Origin of the sequence: Amycolatopsis kentuckyensis, assembly GCF_002155975.1 — a bacterium.
In the GTDB taxonomy this organism is placed as follows: domain Bacteria; phylum Actinomycetota; class Actinomycetes; order Mycobacteriales; family Pseudonocardiaceae; genus Amycolatopsis; species Amycolatopsis kentuckyensis.
The window spans coordinates 1-762 of the sequence record NZ_MUMI01000896.1 but is presented as its reverse complement, the minus strand read 5'-3'; the positions used below and the strand labels follow the sequence as shown (position 1 = coordinate 762).

1 pseudogene is annotated in these 762 nt (G+C 77.8%); it reads right to left on the bottom strand.

The features are described from left to right. Positions 1 to 762: pseudogene (locus CCN39_RS48985) on the bottom strand (DNA polymerase III subunit gamma/tau); the annotation flags it as partial.

Below are 762 nucleotides of genomic sequence, written 5' to 3'. Positions count from 1 at the left end.
GGCCGCCCGCCGAACTGGCGGGTGAACGAGCGCTCCGGGGCCGGGGCCGCCTGCTGCGTGCGGGCGGCGGGCGCGGCCGGGGCGTTGCCGTGGACGCAGCGGACCTGCCAGTCGCCGCCCAGGACGTCGGTCAGGGCGCCGGCGATCTTGCGGGCGTTGTCCTGGTCGGAAAGGCGGCGGGCCAGTGGCTCGGACTTGTGGGTCAGCGTCACGGCGTTGCCCTCGACGCTCGCCACCGTCGCCTGCGTCAGCATCGCCTCGAGACTGCGGCCGCCGGTGAACTTGCGCAACGCGGTCATCAGCTGCGGCCAGACGTTCCGGATCCCGGCGGCGTCCATCCCGCCCGGCCCCACGGGCGCGGCCTCCGCCACCGGTGCGGACGCGGGCGCGCTCGAAGCCACCGGAGCGGGTGTACCGCCACCCGGTGTCCGGACGGCACCCCAGCCGCCATCGCCCTGCTGAGCCGCGGCCGGTGCGGCGCCGCTCGAAGACTGGGCTGCCGCGGCGGCGGCGCGCGTCGCGCCACCAGCCGAAGCAGGCGTGCTCGCGGGAGTGGCCGGCGGCTTGACCGGCTCCGGCACCGGCGCCGGACCCGCCGACCCCGGGCGCTGCGAAGGCCTCGAAAACTCGCGTTCCGGCGCCGCGCGCACCGGCGGCTCCACGCCACCCTCCGCCGGCGCGCCGCCTCCGCCCGCCAACGTCGCCCGGCGCTCCAGGCGCTCGATCCGCGCCAGCAACGCCTTCTCCGCGTCGGTCACCGAA